This window comes from Cupriavidus sp. U2, from assembly GCF_009663685.2.
Classification (GTDB): Bacteria; Pseudomonadota; Gammaproteobacteria; order Burkholderiales; family Burkholderiaceae; genus Cupriavidus; species Cupriavidus necator_C.
Map to the genome: position 1 here is coordinate 117,207 of NZ_RCOG02000032.1, position 15,116 is coordinate 132,322.

Sequence of the window (15,116 nt, forward strand, 5' to 3'; positions counted from 1 at the left end):
TGGTCCGGACAACAAGATGGCGATAATCGGCCGCGCAGACACTTGATCCGAGGGCTCTCGCCGCGGGCGGCCGATCCAAAACAAAAGGAGCGAGACATGGTCGACCCGATCTATCAGAAGACGGAGGCTGGTCAGGAGGAAATCCGCACCCGCGCCCGCAAGCTGGACCAGAAACTGCGGGCGCTGCTGCTGATCGTGAACGGAGAACGCACCAGATCGGCGCTGATGGCGCAAGTTGCCGGCATGGGGGTGGCCGAGGAGGCATTCGACACCCTGCTGGCGCTGGGGCTGATCGCGCCAATGTCCGATCCCGCCGGCCAGGCATCGCCTTCGTCCGGGGGGTCGGGGGCGTCGGGGACGTCTGCCGGGCGGTCCGGAAGGCAGGCCAGCGCCCGCAAACCCGCCGACACCAATCTGTTCGCCGCCTATTCGGGCTTCAATACGGCGGGCGGCAAGGGGATCGACGACCGCGTGGAAGAGCGCGACGTGCTCGCCGACACCACGATCGCGCCCGCGATGGCGCCCGTCGCCGCCGGCACCCCGGCCGGCGCCAGTGGCTACCAGCGCCTTTACCATTTCTATACCGACGTGATCGGCAACCACCTGGGACTGCGCGGCTACGTGCTGCAGGTGAAGGTGGAAAAGGCGTCCACCGTGGTGGAACTGGCGGCGCTGCGCGACACGCTGGGCGCGGCGCTGCAAAAGTCCAAGGGCGAGATCACCGCGCACGCGATTATCGACCAGCTCGACGATCTGCTGGCGGAAATGGGCGTGGCACCGGCGGCGGCAAGGCGATCTCGCTGAGCCGGCAATACCGCTGGACCGATCCATCTGGCCCCGATCGATCCGGCCTCGCTCGGCGCGGCAGTGTCCCGGTTACGCGCCGCCCTCCTGGCGCGATGCCTGCGCCGGGCTGCCCACCGAGTACCAATCCACCTTGCGCGTGATCGCCATGATGCCGGCCAGTATCACGAACAGCAGCAGTGAGCCCAGCACCAGCGCGTTGTCCTCCGACACCAGCAGCCCATACAGCGCCCCGTACAACGCGGTCAGCAGCCCCGCGAAGCCCGCGCCGCGTTGCCAACTGCGCAGCACGAAGGTGAGATAAAAGCCCAGCAGGCCGATGCAGGCTGCGCTTGCCGCCAGATAGGCCACCAGGAACGGCGCGTGCTCCGACAGGCTGACCAGCAGCAGGAAGAACATTGCCAGGGCCAGCCCGGCCAGCAGGTACTGGATCGGGTGGATGCGGAGCGTCTTGACCAGCTCGAACAGGTACAGGCCGGCAAAGGTCAGCAGCACGAACAGCAGCCCGTATTTGACGGCCCGCTCGGCCTTGACGTAGATGTTCACGGGCTCCATCAGCGTGACCGAGGCCGCCTCCAGCGACATACGGCTGCCTGCCCCGGGATTGCCGGCCAGCTGGTCGCGCACATGGGTATTGAAAGCCGTGACAGACCATTCGGCGGTGAAGCCGTCGTCTGTCACCGTACGCAGGCGTGGCAGGAAATCGCCGTCGAAGCTGGGATGCGGCCACGCGGAGCGCATCGTGAACCGGTTGTGGTCGGCCACGGGCACCAGCGCCATCGACCGCGCGCCAAGCACGGCCAGCGTCAGGCTGAACGGCACGGTGCGGGCATCGAGCGGCTTGCCGGCGGCGCTGTCCACGTCGATCCGCGCGTGCAGGCCCTGCGGCAGGCTTTCGAGCCGCGCGCCCTGCTGCAGCGGAACGGGCTTGCCGTCGAGTTGCAGGACAGGCTGCGACACCAGGCCGCGCATGTCGCCCACCCCCAGCACCACATAAGGCTGGCCCATCTCGAAGCGGACATGGCCGACGGATTTCGCCAGGTCTTCGTCCGAGGTCAGGTCCGGCAATGCGATCGTGCCCTGCCATTGCGTGGCCGTCTCATGGACGATCGTCTTGTGAATGCCGCGATATCGCTCGCCCGGCGTCACGTCGGCACGCACCTGCAGCGTCTTGGGAAACACCAGCAGCCGCCGGCTTTCCTCACGATTCCGCTGCGGGGCGTCGCCGGCCACCGCCACGGTCACCACTTCCTTGTAGGGCACGACGATGATGGGGCCCGTCAGGGTCTGTGGGCCGGCATAGCTCTGCCAGATGCTTTGCTCGGCGGCGTCGCGGTACTGGCTGCGTTCGCGCACGATGCCAAGCACCATCTGCAGCGCGAACCACAACAGCAGGATGACGCCAGTAATGATCGCGATTCGGTAAAACAGGGCCTTGTTCATGGGAGTCTTGCGAGTGGAGATGCCGCAAGACTAGCCAGCGCATGTGGGCGCAAGATGGGGCCGGTGGGTAGCCGGCGTGAAGTGAGCCCCAAGCCTGTGAAGTCGCCCGGTATCGGGAGAAACTGGCAGGGCCGGCCGCGAGCATCACGCGCCGGCCGGCACCTCAGACCGCCACCGGCAGCGCCAGTTCGGCGCGCGCCCCGCCGCCCTCGCGATTGATCACGGCAACCGTTCCCCGGTGCAGCAGGGCCACCTCCCGCACCAGGCACAGGCCCAGACCGGTACCACGCTCGCGGCCATCGGGACGCGGCAGCGAATAGAAGCGCTCGAACAGCCGTGGCATGGCATAGTCGGGAATGCCCGGCCCGCGATCGTCGATCCTGAGCACGATCTGCCCGGGGCCGGGCGCGCGCGCCAGCGAAATGTCGATGGCGGAACCCGCCGGCGCGAAATCGAGCGCGTTTTCCAGCAGATTGACGATGGCCTGGCGCAGCAGGAACACATCGCCAGTGATTGCCGGCACGGCGTCGGGCGGCTGCCATCGCAACTGCACGGCCCGTTGCCGCGCTCTGGGCTCCAGCGACTGCACGACCTGCCCGATTTCCAGCCCCAGCATTACCGGCTCGGGCTTTTCCAGGTGCTGGCGCTGCTCCACTTCGGCCAGCGTCAGCAGCTTGCGGATCAGCAGGTCCAGCCGCTGCGCCTGGCCTCGGATATTGCTGACAAAACGCTGACGGTCGGCGGCCGGCATGTCCTCCTGCAACAGCTCGGCCGCGCCGCCGATGGCCGCCAGCGGACTCTTCATTTCGTGGGTCAGCGTGTGGATGTAGTGCTCCACATACTGCTTGTCTTCCAGCCGCAGGCGCATGGTCTCCACGGCACGGCCCAGTTCGGCAAGCTCGCTGGCGCCGCGCAGCGGCATCTCGGCACGCTCGCCGGCGGCCACCGCGCGGGCATAGCGCTGCAGCTTGCGCAGGCCGAACACAAGCCAGAGCGTACACAGCACGCCAATCGCGGCCGCGCCGCCAATCAGCAGCAGGCCATAGGTCAGGATCACGCCCTGGCTGCGCGCGATAAAGGGCGCCACTGCCTGGTTTGGCTTGGCCACGGTCAGCACGCCCATAATGCGCGTGCCATCGCGGATGGGCGCCGCCACATACATCACCGAACTGCTTTCATCGGCAGGGTCCGAGCGGGTACTGCGCGCGCCGTACTTGCCCTGCAGGGTCAGGTAGACGTCATTCCAGCGCGAATAGTCGGCGCCCACCGCCTGGTCCGCCGTATCGAAGCGCACGATGCCGCGGTCGTCGGTGATGTAGATGCGGTAGCCCACCGCGTCCTTGTGCATGCCCCAGACGCTGGCATCCACCGGCTGCTGGCGCAGTTGCGCCAGACGCCGGGCGAACGCCCCATGGGCCATCTGGCCGGCTTTCAGGTCGTCCGCCGCCAGCACGGCCAGCACATGGGCGGTATCGACCAGCGTGTCCTCCATCGCCTGGCGCACCCCGGGCTTGACCTCCTGGACGAACACCCGCAGCGTCAGGAACGTCGCCAGGCCGACCACCAGGAAAAAGCCGAAGAATATTCGCAGGCCGATGTGCATGGACGGGGCCGATTCAGACGTCGGGCGCCTGGCGCCCGTCTGGCGCTTCGAGCGAATAGCCCATGCCGCGATGGGTGCGGATCGGGTCGCCTGCCGGGTCCACGTCGCGCAATTTGGCGCGCAGGGTCTTGATATGGGTATCGACGGTGCGATCGACCGTGTCGAGGGCGTCGTGCCAGATCAGGTCCATCAACTGGGAACGCGCATAGATGCGCCCAGGATGCTGCACCAGCAGCGCAAGCAGCCGGTATTCGTATCGCGTGAGATCGAGCCACTGGCCTCGGTAGGACACCCGCGCGCCTTCCGCGTCGTGCCGGAAGCCGCTGGGCCGCCCGGCTCTGTCCGGCACCGGGATGGTCGCCGCCAGGGCTGCGGAGGCTGCCGGTTCGGCTGGAGGCCGGGTACGACGCAGAATCACGCGCACCCTCGCCGCCAGTTCCCGGGGCGAGAACGGCTTGACCACATAGTCATCGGCGCCAATCTCCAGCCCCACGATGCGGTCGATTTCCTCATGGCGCGCGGTCAGGAAGATCACCGGCACATCGGAAAACGTACGCAGCGTGCGGCAGACCTCGAAGCCGTTGATGTCCGGCAGGCCGATGTCGAGCACGACCAGATCGGGCCGATCCGCGCGCAACCGCTCCAGCGCGTCGCCACCCAAGGTGCAATGCTCGGCCAGCATGCCGTCCGTCCGCAGCGCGTACAGGATGGTATCGGCAATGGCGGATTCGTCTTCCACCACCAGGATTGACGGTTGTTTCATGGGCGGGCGCGGCAGGATGGACGGTGTGTATTATCCGCCATCGCGCTGCGCGGTTGTCGATTGCTCTGGCACGCCCAGCAACTGGCGGAGTCGGCCGAGAAAAGCGGGGATATCGATCTGGCGGCGGCGGTGCATGGCGGGCTCCGGGGGAAAGAGCGCCCAGTGTCGCGGCGAGCGGTGAAGGCACGGTGAGGCCGAAGTGAAGCGGTCGCCCGACACGATCACCGACGCGCTTCACCACCACACTCGCGCCGCCGGCAAGATCGACCCGCGCCGATGTGTCAGGCCATTTCAAAAGCCGCTTCGCCGGCCAGTGCGACTTCCGGCGCTTCGGCCACCGTGCTTTTCGCCATCGCGCTGTCGGCTTCGGAAGCGATGTCGCCCAGGCCGATGGCGACCGTGATATTCGGTGTCCAGTTCTGGCGGTCGGTGCTGACCTCGGCGAACGTGGTCACGGTCGCGGTGTAGCCCTGCGCCCTGAGGTCGTCGGCCAGCCGCCGCGCGCGCGGCTCCAGCGCCGCCTGCGGATTCTCATCATTGATGTCGAGTACCAGTGTGGTCTCGAATTCTTCCTTGCCCTTCTGGATCGCCGTTTGCATGGCCTTGAGCTGCTTGTTCGCGAGCGCGACGAGCTTGCTGTACCGGGATTCTTCCTGACTGGCGCGCAGGGCCTTGGCGGCGTTGATGATTTCGGTGCGATCCACGAACATGATTGCCTTTCGAGGTGGAGGGATGGAAAGCGCGGGCGCCGCACCGGCTTGACTGCGGGACGCAGCGTCTTCGGACGGCGGCAATAACTGTATAAATATACAGTGTTCGTCAGTGAACCGGCAAGACGTAACGAGAGAAAATTCCTGGTGACAGAGGCGGCATCAAATCCGGCTTCCCGCCTGTCGACAGGCGCCGCAACAATGAAAAAAGCCGGCGCGCCTGATGGCGGGCCGGCTTTTCTGGCGAAATGACGATGCGGCGATGCCGCCGAAATTACGCCTCGATGCCTTGCGACTGCAGGTACTCGTCGTACGTACCCAGGTAGTCGGTGATCGTGCCGTCGGGGCGCACCTCGATCACGCGCGTGGCCAGGCCGTTGATCAGTTCGCGGTCGTGCGACACGAAGATCAGCGTGCCCGCGAACTTGTCCAGCGCGATCTGCAGCGATTCGATCGACTCCATGTCCATGTGGTTGGTCGGCTCGTCCATGGCCAGCACGTTGTGGCGGCCCAGCATCAGCTTGCCCCAGATCATGCGGCCCTTCTCGCCACCGGACAGCACCTTGACGTTCTTCTTGATGTCGTCGGCCGAAAACAGCAGGCGGCCCAGCGTGCCGCGCAGCGACTGGTCGTCGTCGCCGGCCTGCGTCCACTGGCTCATCCAGTCCATCACGGTCACGTCGTTCGGGAATTCCTCGTACGTGTCCTGCGGCATGTAGCCCACGTTGGCGTTCTCGGCCCACTTGACCGTGCCGCGATCCACTTCCACGCCGCGCTGCACGCCGGTTTGCACGACGTTGTTCAGCAGGCTGCGCAGCAGCGTGGTCTTGCCCGCGCCGTTTTCGCCGATGATGGCCACGCGCTCGCCGGCCTGGACGGCCATCGACAGGTTGTTGATGATCTTGCGGTCGTACGTCTTGGTGATGTCCTCGACTTCCACGGCCAGGTTGTGCAGCTTCTTCTCGAACTCGAAGCGCACGAACGGATTCTGGCGCGACGACGGCTTGATGTCCTCGACCTTGATCTTTTCGATCTGCTTCGCGCGCGACGTGGCCTGGCGGGCCTTCGACTTGTTGGCCGAGAAGCGGCGCACGAAATCCTGCAGTTCGGTGATGCGTTCCTTGGCGCGCGCATTGGCGGCCACCTGGCGCTCGCGCGCCTGCATCGACGCCTGCATGTAGTCGTCGTAGTTGCCCGGATAGACCTTCAGCGTGCCGTAGTCCATGTCGGCCATGTGCGTGCACACCGAGTTCAGGAAGTGGCGATCGTGCGAAATGATGATCATGGTGGAGTTGCGCTCGTTGAGCACGTCTTCCAGCCAGCGGATCGTGTTGATGTCCAGGTTGTTGGTCGGTTCGTCCAGCAGCAGGACATCGGGGTTCGAGAACAGCGCCTGGGCCAGCAGCACGCGCAGCTTCCAGCCCGGCGCGATGTCGCTCATCGGGCCCTGGTGCTGGTCGGTCGGAATGCCCACGCCCAGCAACAGTTCGCCGGCGCGCGCCTCGGCCGTATAGCCGTCGTACTCGGCGTACTTGGCTTCGAGTTCGGCGGCGCGCATGTAGTCTTCGTCGGTGGCCTCGGGGTTGGCGTAGATGGCGTCGCGCTCGCTGGCGGCGGCCCACATTTCCACGTGGCCCATCATCACCACGTCGAGCACGCGGTTGTCTTCATACGCGAACTGGTCCTGGCGCAGCTTGCCCAGGCGGATGCCCGGTTCCAGCATGACGGTGCCCGCCGACGGCTCAAGGTCGCCGCCGAGGATCTTCATGAAGGTGGACTTGCCGCAACCGTTCGCGCCGATCAGGCCGTAGCGGTTGCCCTCGCCGAACTTGACCGAGATGTTCTCGAACAACGGCTTGGGGCCGAACTGCATGGTGATGTTTGCGGTAGAAAGCACGTCTGAACCTTGTCTGGAATATGGGTGTGCCCTGTGGGCACCACCTGCTGGCAGCCGGATTGTGGCGGCACGCACCCGATTGGCGTGCCCGGCGCAGCGAAAATGAGGAAATAACCCGTGATTTTACCACTTGCGGGGGGCATTCGTCAGCCATGGTCACGGTCCCGACATCGACCGGCCCTGGCCTGCCCGATGTTGGTTACAGCGTCGGGTACCCGGCCAGTGCCAGGCTGAAGCCGTCGCCACGGGCTTCCAGCCGCGCCTGGGCGCCCACCGGCAGCGTCAGCTTGCGCGGGCAGTGGCCGAACGGCAGGCCGGTCAGCACCGGGATATCGAGCTGTTCGCGCAGATAGTCGAATACGGCATCCATGTTGTAGCCGTTGTCGTAATCGGTGGTGCGGTAGTTCGAGAAATCCCCCAGCACGATGGCCTGCTGCCCTGTCAGTACGCCAGCCTGCAGCAACTGCAGCAGCATGCGCTCCACGCGGTACGGCGGCTCGTTGATGTCCTCCAGGAACAGGATGCCGCCAGGCACCTTCGGCACGTAGCGGGTGCCCAGGAGGCTGCACAGCATTGCCAGGTTGCCGCCCCACAGCGTGCCCTCCGCCGTGCCTGCCGTCACCACCTGCGGCGCGGCCACCTCGATCTTGCAGGCCGGGTCGCGCAGGATGGCCTCGAAGTGCCGCCACATGAACGGATCGACGTGTTCCTCGCCAAAATCGGCCAGCAGCATCGGCCCGGCAAACGTGACGCCGCCGGTGGCAGCCAGGTAGGCCAGCTGGAAGGCCGTGAAATCGCTATGGCCCACGATCGGCGTACCGCTGACGCGGGCCTGCTCGGCAATGCGCGCAAAATCGATCTTGTCCAGCAGCCGCGCCAGGCCGTAGCCGCCACGGACCGCCAGCGTCAGTTCACCGCGCCCGCCGGTGCCGATGGCGTGCAGATCGGCGAGCCGTTCGGCGTCCGTGCCGCCAAAGCGCAGGTAGCGGCGCGCGAGGATATCGGGATTGTTGACGTGGTACCCGTGTTGCTTGAGCCAGGCGCAGCCGCGCGCGGCAATGGCCACGTCGTGCGGGTAGCCGGATGAGGCAATCAGTCGGACTTCGATGGGTTGGCGCATGCTTCGGATGTTGAGGGTACGACGCTCGGAAGCAGGAATTCTCGCCTAATCGGCTGCCGCTGGCGAGGGCGGCGAAGGTGGTGCGACCGGCCCTTCGGCAAGCGGCTGCTCCCCGGCGGCCCCCGCTGCCTGCTGCGCTGCCTTTTGGGCCGCCTTCTGGGCCCGGCGCCGTGCGGCAAAGAAATCGCGCAGCATCTGGCCACATTCATCGGCCATCACGCCGCGCGCCAGCGTGGTCTGGTGGTTCAGCGTGGCCTGTGCGAACAGGTCGACGACACTGCCCGCCGCACCGGTCTTGGGATCGGTGGCGCCAAACACCACGTGCCTGAGCCGCGCATGGAGGATGGCGCCACTGCACATCGCGCAGGGCTCCAGCGTCACGTACAGTTCGCACTCGGGCATGCGGTAGTTGCCCAGCACCTTGGCCGCCGCGCGCAGCGCCTGCATTTCGGCATGGGCGGACGGATCGACCGAACGGATCGGCAGGTTATGGCCGCGCGCGATGATCTGGTCGTTCCACACCACCACGGCGCCCACCGGCACCTCGCCGGCCGCCTCGGCCAGGCGCGCCTCTTCCAGCGCAGCCGTCATATAGAAACGGTCCCGCGTGGCTTCGTCCTGAAACTGGGGCGCGCCGGACATGGGCAGATCAGTCCTGCGCCGGCAGCGCGAACGGCGCGCTGACTTCGGCCCAGCAGTTCGGCGTTTCGAACAGCACCAGCTTCGTCAGCTGCAGATGATGGCCGAAGCAGTCCTTGAACACGGGCGCCAGGATGTCGAACGCTTCCTGCGCCAGGTTCTCGACGGTCGGGATGCTGTCGATCACCACGGTCTTGTGGTTGTCCATCGACTGCAGGAAGTTCAGCAGCGCGGTGTCGCCGCGATAGATCAGGAACGCATGGTCCCACTTCGACACCAGGTGCTCGTTGGCCAGCGTCTTGATATCGCCGAAGTCCAGGATCATCCCGTCGTCGGACGCGCCTTCCTGGCGCAGCACCTCGCCGGACAGCGTCAGGTCCAGCCGATAGCGATGGCCGTGGATATTGCGGCACTGGCCGCCGTGGCTCGGGATGCGGTGGCCGGCATCGAATTCGAGCCGGCGTGTGATGGAAACTTGTTTGCTCATGTGTCAGCGAATGCCCAGCAGCTTGTGGGTCTGCAGCGACAGGCGCCAGCGTGGATGACGCTGGCAGAAGTCGACCGCGGCGGCCGCATTCTGCCGCGCCAGCGGGCCATCCATGGCCTGCACCAGGAAATAGCGGAAATCCAGTTGCTCGTATGCCGCGAAGTCCTGACCCGCCTGCGGCATCACCACCTTCAGTTCGTCGCCCTTCTTCACGACCAGTTCCGAACCCATCTTCGGGCTCACGCAAACCCAGTCGATGCCATCGGGCACTTCGATCGTGCCATTGGTCTCGATGGCGATCTCGAAGCCCTGCGCGTGCAGTGCGTCGATCAGCGGCGCATCAAGTTGCAGCAGCGGTTCGCCGCCCGTGCAGACCACCAGCGGCGTGCCGCCGGCGCCCTGCGGCCATTCCGATGCCACCACGGCTGCCAGTTCCTCGGCCGTCTTGTACTTGCCGCCACGCGTGCCGTCGGTGCCCACGAAATCGGTATCGCAGAACTGGCACACGGCGCGGGCGCGATCTTCCTCGCGGCCGGTCCACAGGTTGCAACCCGAGAAGCGGCAGAACACCGCCGCGCGGCCGGCGTTGGCGCCCTCGCCCTGCAGCGTATAGAAGATTTCCTTGACGGCGTATGTCATGCGAATGCGACGGTTGGGGTGCGTGGGGAGTTCCTGCTCAAAAATTAGGCAAAAGCCGAGGCGCGAGCAACCGGCGATTGTATCAAGAACCTAGGGTTTCTGCTAAGTCCATCGAAATCGGCCGTATCCGCGCCTGCTTCGCAGGCACCTGCCACTTTTCTTGATTTCAAATCAAATATCTTCTGCAGATCGACGGCTTTTTCGGCAACAAAGGCGCTGGCACACTGCGCTCCAACCTTGAATACCGGAGCTTGCCATGCCCGTTGCCCTGCTGGCGCTGACAATCAGTGCCTTTGCCATCGGAACCACCGAATTCGTGATTGTCGGCCTGATCCCGACCATCGCCGCCGACCTGCACATCAGCGTGCCATCGGCGGGACTACTGGTCAGCCTCTATGCGCTGGGCGTGGCCGTGGGCGCCCCGGTGCTGACCGCGCTGACCGGCCGCCTGCCGCGCAAGGCGCTGCTGCTGTCGCTGATGGCGCTGTTCACCGCCGGCAACCTGCTGGCCTGGCAGGCGCCGAGCTACGAATCGCTGGTGGCCGCGCGCGTGTTGACCGGCCTGGCGCACGGCGTGTTCTTTTCGATCGGATCGACTATCGCCACCAGCCTGGTGCCGCGCGAAAAGGCGGCCAGCGCCATCGCCATCATGTTTACAGGCCTGACAGTCGCACTGGTCACCGGGGTGCCGCTGGGAACATTCATCGGGCAGCACTTCGGATGGCGCGAGACGTTCCTGGCGGTCTCCGCGCTCGGTGTGATCGCGTTTGTCGGCAGCCTGTTGTTCGTGCCATCGACGATCCGCCACGCCGCGCCGGCCTCGCTGCTGCAACAGGCACGCGTGCTGGCCGAGCCGCGCCTGTTGCTGGTCTATGCCAAGACAGCCATCGGCTATGGCGGATCGTTTATCCCCTTCACGTTCCTGGCGTCGATCCTGCAGGATGTGTCGGGCTTCAGCGCCGGCGCCGTGGGCCTGGTGATGCTGGTGTATGGCGTCTCGGTCGCCATCGGCAATATCTGGGGTGGCCGCCTGGCCGACCGCCATGGCCCGATCGCGGCGCTGCGCATCGTATTTCTACTATTGGCGGCCGTGCTGTTCGTGCTGACCTTCACCGCCCCGCATCGGTGGCTGGTGCTGGTCACGGTACTGGCCTGGGGCGCGGTTGCCTTCGGCAACGTGCCGGGATTGCAGGTCTATGTGGTCAAGCAGGCGGAGCACCACACGCCGCAGGCCGTGGATGTAGCGTCGGGACTCAATATCGCCGCCTTCAACCTCGGCATTGCCGGCGCGGCATGGGCGGGCGGGCTGGTTGTCGAGCACTTCGGCCTGATGCATACGCCATGGATCGGCGCGCTGGTGGTGCTGGTGGCCTGGGCCCTGACCGAGCTGAGCGGCCGGCTCGACCGTGCCGCGGGCATCGATGTGCGCGCCGGTGGCATGCAGGCCGGGGCCATGCAACACTGATCTCCACCCTCGATTTCCACCATCGAGCGCGGCAGCTTGCGCATCCAAAGCAAAACGGGCCTCGCAGGCCCGTTTGCTGATGGCATCGCCGTCTAGCGAGGCGCGCCCAGGAAATCCATCTTGCCGATCTGCACGCCCTTGTGACGCAGGAGGTCGTAGGCCGTGGTCACATGGAAGTAGAAGTTCGGCAGCGCAAACCCGAGCGTGTAGCTCTTGCCATCGAACGTCACCGGGCCGTTGCGCAACTTCAGCTCCACCACGCGCGTTTCGCTGCCCTCAAGCTGCTCGGGGCGGATCGACTTCAGGAAGCCCACCGTCCGGGCGATACGCTCCTGCAGTTCGGGGAACGTGGTCTCGTTGTCTGGATACGACGGGATGTCGATCCCGGCCAGCCGCGCCGCGCAGCCCTTGGCCGAGTCGCTGGCCCGCTGCACCTGCGCGGGCAGCGCGTCCATGTCGGCAATCAGACGCGTCTGAAGCAGCTCGGCGGCGTCCATGCCCTGCGCCTGCGCGTGGGCCGCGCCTTTTTCAAGGATGGCGGACAGGTTCGTCAGGGCCCGGACAAACACCGGGATCGATACGTCGTACATCGAGAGGGCCATGGGGGGCTCCTTGCATGGGTCGTGGGATGTCGTGTGACTGCGTGGTCCGGCGGCGCGTGGCGCGCGGTGTGCCGCGGGCTGACGCCTGCCAGTGTCGCAGGCCAGAGCATAGACTGGAACCACCGGATCTGCTGGCTAGCCACCGAGCCCCGCCAGCCATGCATCCGCGTCGTCGATGCCGAGCTCGATCCACATCGGCAGGTGATCGCTGATGCGATAGGTGCGCCAGTCCTTGAAGCTTCGCCCCGGCCGGGTCTGGCGTTCGGACGCGTAGGCATCGGCGTCGGCCAGGCGGTAGACGTGCTCGTACACGTCGAACACGCCGGCGCGGCCGGTCGGCGCCATGCGCGACAGCCGCCGGAAGTAGGCAATCTGGTCGTAGTGCCGGTTCTTGTCCACATTCGAGCCGGGCAAGGATTGAAGCGGCTCGGGCACGACGAACCCCGCCCGGGTGATCGCCTCCATCGTCACGTCGCGCCGGTTGAAGATATTGAAGTCGCCCAGCAGGATCAGGTTGCCCGGGTCGGCCTTCACGCCGGGCGCCGGCTGCGGCGCGGCCGACAGCTTGCCGGCCGCCCTGGCGACGGTCTTGCTGAAGGCGGTGATCTCCGCCAGCCGCCGCGCGTCGTCGGGCTTGCCGGTGCCGTAGTAGATATGGACCGTGGCCAGCGTCAGGTACGCCCATCCGGCCTGGAAGCCGGCCAGGTATGGCGAGCGCGCCAGCTGCACGGGGGCCGGCCCCGCCCTGCCCGCCCTGGGCAGCACCAGTTCCGCAGCCAGCCCGGTAAAGCGCACCTTGCGGCGGTCGTACAGATAGGCCATGCGCTCGGCATTGCCGGACGTGCCCAGCGTGACATCGGTCACCAGATAGCCCCACCACGGCCCGAGCATGCGCTGCAGCCGCTGCAACGGGTACAGGCCGTCCCTGACTTCCTGGATGGCGATCAGGTCGAAGCGGCTCAGCACCTCGGCGATGTAAAGGTAGGACTCTTCCGAACGGTAGCCGTACTTGCCGCTGTCGAACTCGCGGATATTCCATGTGGCCAGCAGCAGCGTATCGGTGGCCGTGCGCGCCGGGATCTGGTTGGCCAGCGCCTGGCGCAAGCGTGTCAGGCCTTCGATGGTGCGGGCACGCGCATGCGCGTCGGCGATATCGGCGAGGAAGTCGTAGTGGGTCATTGGAGGGCGCCACGTTGAAAGCCGGCCATCGTCGGGGCCGCCCGTGGCGGCTGCATTGGTCTGCATCAAACGCGCGGCTGGATAACGCCAATTCCAGCGGACTACGATGCCGCGCCGCCACCCATGATCCGCGTCAACGTCCACGGCTCCCCCCGGAAATACGATGGCTCGCATCGTTGACAACACAACGGCCATCGAGGGATAGACGCCATGAATCACGCTACAGGTACCACCGCAGGGAATCCTGAAGCTGGCCTTTCGCCAGCCTCCGAGCGCGCGCAGCCGCCGAACTTCGCCGGGAACGACCGGGTGCTGTTCGGCATCGTGCTGGGTGTGCTGACGTTCTGGCTGTTCGCGCAGACCACGCTGAACATTGCGCCGGACATGGGCGCCACGCTGGGCCTGTCGCCCACCACGATGAACATCGCCGTGGCCATCACCGCGTTGTTCTCCGGCATCTTCATCGTGTTCATGGGCGGCATCGCCGACCGCGTGGGGCGCTACCGCATCCTGCAGCTCGGCTTTTGCCTGAGCATCGCGGGCTCGCTGCTGGTGGCGATCGCGCCGGCCGGCCCGCTGGCCATTCCCTGCCTGCTGGCGGGCCGCGCGCTGCAGGGCCTGTCGGCGGCGTGCATCATGCCGTCGAGCCTGGCGCTGATCAAGACGTACTGGCCCGGCAAGGCACGCCAGCGCGCCATCAGCATCTGGTCGATCGGATCGTGGGGCGGCTCGGGCGTGTGCGCGATCTTTGGCGGCACCATCGCGGCCCAGTTCGGCTGGCGCTCGATCTTCTTCCTGTCGATCGCGGCGGCCGTGGCCGGCCTGCTGATGATCCGGGGCACGCCCGAAAGCCGGGCCGAGGACCGGCACGACGCGAAGATCGACCGCAAGGGCATCTTCACCTTCATGGTCGCGATGATCGCGCTGCAGGTGGTGGTCACGCAGGGTGCCCGGTTCGGCTGGACCAGCGTCAGCACGCTGTTGCTGGTGGCAGCCGTGGTGATCTTCGGCTTCGTGTTCCTGCGCCACGAGGCCCGCGCCGCAGACCCGTTCATCGACTTCCGCCTGTTCCGCAGCAGCACCTACACCGGCGCGACGATTTCCAACTTCATGCTCAACGGCGTGGCCGGCACGCTGATCGTGGTCATGCAGCTGGCGCAGCTTGGCGGGAACATGACAGCCCAGCAGGCCGGCGTGCTGACCATCGGCTTCGCCATCACGATCATTGCGTTTATCCGCGTCGGCGAAAAGCTGTTGCAGCGGTTTGGCGCCCGCAAGCCGATGCTGTGGGGCTGCGCGCTGACGGGCGCGTCGGTGATCTGCCTGGCGATGACGCAGCTGACGCTGGCCGACTACAAGGTTGTCGCCACCATCGGCTTTGCCCTGCAGGGCATCGGCCTGGCGTTCTATGCCACCCCGTCCACCGATGCCGCGCTGTCCGCACTGCCGCCGGACCAGGCGGGCTCCGGCGCCGGCATCTACAAGATGGCATCGTCGCTGGGCGGCGCGTTCGGCGTGGCCATCTCGGCCACGATCTTCACGGCCGTGCGCACCCATGCCGAAGGCGCGCAGATGCTCGACGGCCTGATCGACTTCCAGGGCGCCCAGGACCAGGTGGCCGTGCGTACGGCGGCCATCCTGGCGCTGGCATTCAACCTCTGCATGGTCGTCGTGGCGGCCATTTCGATCATGGCAACCATCCCGCGCGCCAAACCCGGTGTGCCTGCCCGGTGATGGGCCGGCATCCGCGCACGGTAACGCCTGC

Annotated in this window: 14 protein-coding genes; 3 read left to right on the forward strand and 11 right to left on the reverse strand. The window is 66.2% G+C overall.

Annotated features, from left to right (window positions below; all coding sequences use genetic code 11):
• Positions 1–96: 96 nt before the first annotated feature.
• Positions 97–804 (forward strand): hypothetical protein, encoded by a 708-nt coding sequence (locus D9X30_RS24840; protein ID WP_153947759.1) that lies wholly within the window; start codon positions 97–99, stop codon positions 802–804.
• A gap of 72 nt (positions 805–876) precedes the next feature.
• On the opposite strand, the gene creD is transcribed toward D9X30_RS24840, so the two are convergent.
• From creD to queE, 9 genes are all read right to left on the reverse strand, one after another.
• Positions 877–2,247 (reverse strand): cell envelope integrity protein CreD, encoded by a 1,371-nt coding sequence (gene creD, locus D9X30_RS24845; protein WP_153947760.1) that lies wholly within the window; start codon positions 2,245–2,247, stop codon positions 877–879.
• Positions 2,248–2,410: 163 nt separating this feature from the next.
• Positions 2,411–3,850 carry a two-component system sensor histidine kinase CreC gene (creC, locus tag D9X30_RS24850; RefSeq protein WP_153947761.1) on the reverse strand — a complete coding sequence of 480 codons (1,440 nt, stop codon included), beginning with the start codon at positions 3,848–3,850 and terminating at the stop codon, positions 2,411–2,413.
• A 13-nt stretch (positions 3,851–3,863) separates the two neighbouring features.
• Positions 3,864–4,613, reverse strand: a complete 750-nt coding sequence (gene creB / locus D9X30_RS24855; protein WP_153947762.1) for a two-component system response regulator CreB — start codon at positions 4,611–4,613, stop codon at positions 3,864–3,866.
• Between the two features lie 281 nt (positions 4,614–4,894).
• On the reverse strand, positions 4,895–5,323 hold the full coding sequence (locus D9X30_RS24860) for a hypothetical protein (RefSeq protein ID WP_153947763.1): 429 nt from the start codon (positions 5,321–5,323) through the stop codon (positions 4,895–4,897).
• 274 nt (positions 5,324–5,597) lie between these two features.
• Positions 5,598–7,220 carry an ABC-F family ATPase gene (locus D9X30_RS24865; protein WP_249641082.1) on the reverse strand — a complete coding sequence of 541 codons (1,623 nt, stop codon included), beginning with the start codon at positions 7,218–7,220 and terminating at the stop codon, positions 5,598–5,600.
• Between the two features lie 199 nt (positions 7,221–7,419).
• Positions 7,420–8,340, reverse strand: a complete 921-nt coding sequence (ldcA, locus tag D9X30_RS24870) for a muramoyltetrapeptide carboxypeptidase (RefSeq protein ID WP_153947764.1) — start codon at positions 8,338–8,340, stop codon at positions 7,420–7,422.
• A 45-nt stretch (positions 8,341–8,385) separates the two neighbouring features.
• Positions 8,386–8,982 (reverse strand): tRNA adenosine(34) deaminase TadA, encoded by a 597-nt coding sequence (gene tadA, locus D9X30_RS24875; RefSeq protein ID WP_228770892.1) that lies wholly within the window; start codon positions 8,980–8,982, stop codon positions 8,386–8,388.
• Positions 8,983–8,989: 7 nt separating this feature from the next.
• Entirely contained in the window at positions 8,990–9,466 is a 477-nt protein-coding gene (locus D9X30_RS24880; protein ID WP_092599951.1) for a 6-pyruvoyl trahydropterin synthase family protein, read from the reverse strand.
• A gap of 3 nt (positions 9,467–9,469) precedes the next feature.
• Positions 9,470–10,105, reverse strand: coding sequence for a 7-carboxy-7-deazaguanine synthase (queE, locus tag D9X30_RS24885; RefSeq protein WP_153947765.1), 636 nt, complete (start codon positions 10,103–10,105; stop codon positions 9,470–9,472).
• Between the two features lie 256 nt (positions 10,106–10,361).
• On the opposite strand from queE, the gene D9X30_RS24890 reads away from it, so the two are divergent.
• A complete protein-coding gene (locus D9X30_RS24890; RefSeq protein WP_153947766.1) occupies positions 10,362–11,570 on the forward strand; it encodes an MFS transporter in 1,209 nt (402 codons plus the stop codon).
• A gap of 92 nt (positions 11,571–11,662) precedes the next feature.
• Here the strand turns inward: D9X30_RS24890 and D9X30_RS24895 are convergent, their stop codons facing one another.
• Entirely contained in the window at positions 11,663–12,172 is a 510-nt protein-coding gene (locus D9X30_RS24895) for a DUF1993 domain-containing protein (RefSeq protein WP_153947767.1), read from the reverse strand.
• A gap of 135 nt (positions 12,173–12,307) precedes the next feature.
• Positions 12,308–13,351 carry an endonuclease/exonuclease/phosphatase family protein gene (locus tag D9X30_RS24900; protein ID WP_153947768.1) on the reverse strand — a complete coding sequence of 348 codons (1,044 nt, stop codon included), beginning with the start codon at positions 13,349–13,351 and terminating at the stop codon, positions 12,308–12,310.
• A gap of 210 nt (positions 13,352–13,561) precedes the next feature.
• Between D9X30_RS24900 and D9X30_RS24905 the strand changes: the two genes are divergently transcribed.
• A complete protein-coding gene (locus D9X30_RS24905) occupies positions 13,562–15,085 on the forward strand; it encodes an MFS transporter (protein ID WP_153947769.1) in 1,524 nt (507 codons plus the stop codon).
• Positions 15,086–15,116: the final 31 nt, after the last annotated feature.

Coding starts and splice junctions, on each gene's coding strand:
- creB (WP_153947762.1), bottom strand. CDS start 4,613: ATGAAACAACCGTCAATCCTGGTGGTGGAAGACGAATCCGCCATTGCC.
- queE (WP_153947765.1), bottom strand. CDS start 10,105: ATGACATACGCCGTCAAGGAAATCTTCTATACGCTGCAGGGCGAGGGC.
- D9X30_RS24900 (WP_153947768.1), bottom strand. CDS start 13,351: ATGACCCACTACGACTTCCTCGCCGATATCGCCGACGCGCATGCGCGT.
- D9X30_RS24905 (WP_153947769.1), top strand. CDS start 13,562: ATGAATCACGCTACAGGTACCACCGCAGGGAATCCTGAAGCTGGCCTT.
- D9X30_RS24860 (WP_153947763.1), bottom strand. CDS start 5,323: ATGTTCGTGGATCGCACCGAAATCATCAACGCCGCCAAGGCCCTGCGC.
- tadA (WP_228770892.1), bottom strand. CDS start 8,982: ATGTCCGGCGCGCCCCAGTTTCAGGACGAAGCCACGCGGGACCGTTTC.
- D9X30_RS24895 (WP_153947767.1), bottom strand. CDS start 12,172: ATGGCCCTCTCGATGTACGACGTATCGATCCCGGTGTTTGTCCGGGCC.
- creC (WP_153947761.1), bottom strand. CDS start 3,850: ATGCACATCGGCCTGCGAATATTCTTCGGCTTTTTCCTGGTGGTCGGC.
- D9X30_RS24840 (WP_153947759.1), top strand. CDS start 97: ATGGTCGACCCGATCTATCAGAAGACGGAGGCTGGTCAGGAGGAAATC.
- creD (WP_153947760.1), bottom strand. CDS start 2,247: ATGAACAAGGCCCTGTTTTACCGAATCGCGATCATTACTGGCGTCATC.
- D9X30_RS24880 (WP_092599951.1), bottom strand. CDS start 9,466: ATGAGCAAACAAGTTTCCATCACACGCCGGCTCGAATTCGATGCCGGC.
- ldcA (WP_153947764.1), bottom strand. CDS start 8,340: ATGCGCCAACCCATCGAAGTCCGACTGATTGCCTCATCCGGCTACCCG.
- D9X30_RS24890 (WP_153947766.1), top strand. CDS start 10,362: ATGCCCGTTGCCCTGCTGGCGCTGACAATCAGTGCCTTTGCCATCGGA.